Source organism: Mesorhizobium sp. M2A.F.Ca.ET.037.01.1.1 (assembly GCF_003998075.1).
GTDB lineage: Bacteria > Pseudomonadota > Alphaproteobacteria > Rhizobiales > Rhizobiaceae > Mesorhizobium.
Genome location: NZ_RZSA01000528.1, coordinates 1 through 4,649, shown reverse-complemented (window position 1 = coordinate 4,649; position 4,649 = coordinate 1). Strand labels below are relative to the sequence as shown.

The following is a 4,649-nucleotide window of genomic DNA, read 5'->3' as shown; positions in this document are numbered from 1 at the left end:
CATAGATCCCGGAAAGCGGCGTCAAGACGCTAAAGCCGGCCCGGCGCATCGCTCCGTTGAACCCTGCGGCCAGAGCGGCGACCGCCGCGACCTTCGCCGCCGCAGCATCCATGCCCGGAAGTCCCGGCGCCCCTCGCAGCGCCGGTTTGCCCGCGCTTGCCCCGAACCGCGCGAGCAGCCAATTCCGTACCACGGGAAGAAAATGCACATGCTGGTGTCCGTCGATATAGTCGGGCGGGCCTTCCAGCGCTTCGACGAAGCGGTCGTACTGGGCGTCGAGCTCGGCATGAACGTCCGGCTCGTCGATACGCCCGCGCCGCACCGGCAGCGCGAGGGAGGCGAGCCCCGGCAGCCTGCCTTCCGGCGCCAGGCTCGACGAACTGGTCGCGGCGGCCTGATCGGTGAGGGTCAGATGCAGCCCGACGGCAGCCCGACGGCGGAACGGCCTGATGCGCGCCGCCGCCTCTTCCCATTCGGGAAAACCGGTCATGCATCCGGTTCCGGTCAGGCGGCCGCGCTCGATCAGGTCGAGGATCGCGCTCGAGACTCCCGGCGCCAGCCCATAATCGTCGGCGATCAGGCGGATCGACCTGGTCATCTGTCGGGAGCAACCTGCTCGGCGGCATTGCCATGCAGCACGTCGCGCACGATGTAGACGGGCCGGTCCTTGCTTTCACTGAGCGTGACCCAGACATATTCGCCGATCAGGCCGAGCAGCGCCAGGTTGAGGCCGCCCAGCAACACGACGGCGACCATGATGCTTGGATAGCCGGGCACGGCGATGCCATAGAACAGCACCTCGAAGACCACTTTCACGCCATAGGCGAGACCGGCAAATGCCGCCAGCAATCCGATGAGGCTGATGATGCGCAGCGGGATCACGGAAAACGAGGTGAACCCTTCGAGCGAGAACGCGATCAGGTTGAACCGGCTCCATTTCGACGTGCCGCTGGCGCGGCTTTCCGGCGAATAAAGCACCGCCTTCTGGCGAAAGCCCGCCCAGGCGAACAGGCCTTTGTTGAAGCGACGCTTGTCGCGCACGCTGGTCAGGGCGCGCGCCACGGCGCCGCGCATGACGCGGAAGTCCCCGGCATTTTCGGGGATATCGAAGCGCTGGCTGCTGTTGATCAGCTTGTAGAAAAGCCGCGCCAGCTGGCTGCGCCGCCAACTGCCCTCCCGCCGATCGTTCTGCGCATAAACGACATCGATCTCCGGATCGTCGACCAGCTCGCCGATCATCTTCAGGCTGATGTCCATGGAATGCTGGAGGTCGGAGTCCATGATCAGGACCAGGTCGCCGCGGGAATGGTCGAGCCCGGCGAGCACCGCGGCTTCCTTGCCGAAATTGCGGCTGAGCCGCACGATCTCCCAGGAACCTGACAGGGCCGCCGCGAAAGTCTCGGCGCTGCCGTCGTGGCTGCCGTCATCGACGAGGATCTTGCGCACCGTCAGGCCGAAGCGCTCCACCACGGCAGCCTCGAGCCTGTCGAGCAGCCCGACGAAGGCAATCGCGGATTCGGCCTCGTTGAAGAACGGCGCGATGACGTCGAGCCTCTCAGCCACGGGCGACGGCTCCCGCGGCTGGCGCCTTCTGTCTGCCTCGCGTCCAGAGCCAGCCGATGAGCACGCAGGCAATTATGCTGACGCTGAGCGGTCGGAACCACAGATGGAAAAGGTCGTGCAGTCGCAGATCGACACTGGTCAGTCCGGTGACGAAGAGGAGCGTTGCCAGGAACCAGCGCACGGCACCGGCTCCCTTTTCCCGCCAAAGCAAGGCGATGGAGAGACCCGCGGGCACTGCCACCATGGCATAGGTGTTCTGCTCGACACGCGGATTGAAGACGCACATGTAGAATGCCGCGGCGCGGAAGATGGCGAGTCCGCCGAGGTTGGAGTCCAGCCTATCGAACTGGAGCACCAGCCAAAGTGTGAGCAAACCGGCGACGACGCGCAGGATCGTCGCCACGGATTCAGGGATCGGCATCCCAAACCGCGTGAACGGCGCCGTGAAGTCGGCCGGAACGAAGGGGCCGGTTGGATCGACCGTCATCGAAGTCAGCAGCCGGAAGAAATCGTGATATTGCGCGTTGATATAGTCCGTCGATGCAAAGCCATAGGGGATGGCGAGCACGACGAGGACCGCCAGCACCAGCGCCGGTATCAATCTGGGGCGCAGCGCTCCCGCCAGCAGCAGCATGATGATCGCGGTCGGCTTGGCGATGATCGCAAGCATGGCCCAGAAGAAGCATTCGGCGCGGCGCCCCTCGAGTGCCGACAGCGTCAGAAACCAGCACGCCCCGGTAAGCAGGATCGTCGCCTGGCCGTTGCGAAGCGCTGCCAGCGAAACCGGCAGGGCGAGGAAGAGACCGAAAGACAGGAGCCATGTCTGCTCCTCGCCGCCCACCTTACGGACCTGGCGCATCGCGGCAAAGGTAAGCACCCCGAAGCCCAGCATGTGCCACAAAACATTGCCCAGATACGGCCCGAGCTTCAGCAGCGGAACATAGAGGACAGCGAAGGCGGGAGCATATAGGTACCCCATGGCGACTTCGACCTGATACAGCGGTTCTCCGCCGAGAAAAGCTTCGCTGCCATGTCTATAGATATGGACCACCGAACGCGCGTCGGGCGACCACAGCGCCAGGCTAAGCACAATCAGAAACGACCCGACCCAAAGCCAAAACCCCAAACGGTCGAAAACCGGCTTGGTTACCATCATAGCGCACCCCGCATTCCGACCAGAACGGCTTTCCCATCGCCGTTTGGCCTCAAGCGCCGGCCAGATATCACATCGAAATGAAATAGAACATCCGAGCGTGACCGTTGCCAGCGCGTGGCAACGGAAGGCGAGACAACGGCGTTTTTCGGCCGCTCCCTTGCCGATCACAGCTTTGTGTTCAAATCGGCGCCCAGCAGTTTAGGGCCTGATGAACACCTTTCCGTTGGGCTTTGCGAGCTCCGCCGGCAGCCGTGCCATCGCCTCGTCCAGCGGCACGACCGCCGTGACGTCGGTCGACCAGCGTCCGTCGGAAAAGCGCTTCTCCGCCTCCAGCACCGCCGGCCCCAGCCTGTCGCGGAACTGGCGCATCCATTCAGCCAGCCAGAAACCCTCGACGCGTTTGTGCTGGAAGATCAGTTGCCCCGGCTCGCGGATTACCGTCGGCTCGGCGTCGAGCCGGCCATAGACGATCCAGCGTGCCCGCTTCGGCATGGCACTGAAGATAGTTGAAGCCAGCGGGCCGGTGACCGCGTCGAGGAAGATGCGCGGCTGCTCGGCCTTCATGGTTTCGCGCAGCACGGCCTCGAAATCCGCCGCCTTCTCATTGAGCACATGGGCGGCGCCGAGGTCCTTCAGCAGTTGGATCTGCTCGTCACGGCGCACGGTGACGATCGGCCGGAAACCCGCCTCTTTCGCCAGCCCGATGATCAGCTTGCAGAGCTGGCTGGCGCCTGCGGTCATGACGAAGGCCTTTTCGCCCTCCTCCCTGACGATGTCGAACATGGCCAAGGCGGTCAGCGGATTGACGATCATCGCGGCGCCATCCTCGTCGCGCACCGTGTCGATGAGCGGGATGCAGGACGCGGCCTCGGCAACCGCATACTCCGCCCACGCCCCCCAGTTCGACACGCCAGTGGCGAAGGCGACCCGCTTGCCCGTCAGGCTTTTTGCGTACGGGACGTCGCCGGTGGCGACGACCATGCCGACGCCCTCGAAACCTGCCGGACGGCCCTTGACCCGCGGCTGGCCGTACTGGCCCTTGATGAAGGCAATGTCGGAGGGGTTGATCGAGGCGAGGCTGACCTTGATCAGCGCCTGTGTCGGCCCCGGCTCCGGCACGGCTATGCTGCCGGGCTCAAGGTAAGGCTCCATCGCTTCCAGCGCGGCCGCCGAAGGCGTTCTGGTGTAACCGTCGCCGACAAGCAGCAGACCTCGCATTTGCGATGGAAGCGTCATGGCTGTCAGACCTTTTCCTGCGTGTATTTCTTCAGTTCCGTGCGCGCCACCTGGCGCCGGTGCACGGCGTCCGGCCCGTCCGCCAGCCGCAGCGTCCGCAGATGCGTCCACGAGCGGGCGAGCGGCGTGTCCTGGCTGATGCCTTGCGCGCCGAACATCTGCACCGCCTCGTCGGTGACCTTCAGCGCGACGCGGGGCGCCACCACCTTGATCTGGCTGATCCAGGGGGCGGCCGCGCGCGCGTCTCCCTGGTCGATCATCCACGCCGCCTTCAGGCACAAGAGCCGCGCCATCTCAATCTCCATGCGGCATTCGGCGATGATGTCGAAATTGGCGCCGAGCTTGGCCAGCGACTGGCCGAAGGCCTCGCGCCGCACCGAGCGCTGGCACAGCATCTCCAGCGCCATCTCGGCCTGGCCGATGGCGCGCATGCAATGATGGATGCGGCCCGGCCCCAGCCGCCCCTGCGCGATCTCGAAGCCCCTGCCCTCGCCGAGGATGAGGTTCGCCGCCGGCACTCGCACATTCTCGAATCTCAGATGCATATGGCCGTGCGGGGCGTCATCGTCGCCATAGACCTGCATCGGCCGCAATTTGGTGACGCCCTTGCTGTCGGAAGGCACCAGGATCATCGAATGCCGGCGATGCTGCGGCTCCTCGTCCGATCCGGTCCTGACCATGACGATATAGATGG

The 4,649-nt window shown here is 64.8% G+C and carries 5 protein-coding genes; all 5 read right to left on the bottom strand.

Going from position 1 to position 4,649, the window contains the following annotated elements:
• The coding region (locus tag EOA27_RS23280; protein WP_127257307.1) for a ChbG/HpnK family deacetylase at positions 1–598 on the bottom strand (598 nt) is incomplete at its 3' end.
• Positions 595–1,563, bottom strand: a complete 969-nt coding sequence (locus EOA27_RS23275; protein WP_126081425.1) for a glycosyltransferase family 2 protein — start codon at positions 1,561–1,563, stop codon at positions 595–597. The genes EOA27_RS23275 and EOA27_RS23280, both read right to left, overlap by 4 nt.
• The gene (locus tag EOA27_RS23270; protein WP_245491144.1) at positions 1,556–2,542 is read right to left on the bottom strand and encodes a glycosyltransferase 87 family protein; all 987 of its coding nucleotides are present in this window, start codon (positions 2,540–2,542) and stop codon (positions 1,556–1,558) included. Before EOA27_RS23270 ends, EOA27_RS23275 begins: the two co-directional genes overlap by 8 nt.
• A gap of 375 nt (positions 2,543–2,917) precedes the next feature.
• Entirely contained in the window at positions 2,918–3,955 is a 1,038-nt protein-coding gene (locus EOA27_RS23265) for a zinc-binding dehydrogenase (RefSeq protein ID WP_126081423.1), read from the bottom strand.
• A gap of 5 nt (positions 3,956–3,960) precedes the next feature.
• Positions 3,961–4,649: acyl-CoA dehydrogenase family protein (locus tag EOA27_RS23260; RefSeq protein ID WP_281059472.1), on the bottom strand; the 689-nt coding region annotated here is incomplete at its 5' end.